The sequence below is a fragment of the Vibrio sp. 10N.222.55.C6 genome (assembly GCF_041473395.1).
Classification (GTDB): Bacteria; Pseudomonadota; Gammaproteobacteria; order Enterobacterales; family Vibrionaceae; genus Vibrio; species Vibrio crassostreae_C.
Map to the genome: position 1 here is coordinate 1 of NZ_JBFRSD010000523.1, position 230 is coordinate 230.

The 230-nt window shown below is 43.5% G+C and carries 1 pseudogene; it reads right to left on the reverse strand.

The window, feature by feature from the left end:
• Positions 1-230: pseudogene (locus tag AB4486_RS24890) on the reverse strand (hypothetical protein); the annotation flags it as partial.

Sequence of the window (230 nt, forward strand, 5' to 3'; positions counted from 1 at the left end):
ACTCTCACCAATAGCTGGGATTATTTCATCAATGCGTCCTTTGAAAATCTTGCCTGGTAGTGCTCTGAATAAAAATTCAGCTTCGAAACCAGGATGCAGTCGTTGCAATGAGTTTTGTCTGAATGCTGCGATGTAGTATTTTTCTTCCGTATGGACAAATGTCATGACAGGAGCAAGAGGTAGCGGTACAGCCATTACGCCTGGACGCAGTGCTAGTTGTGTAACATATC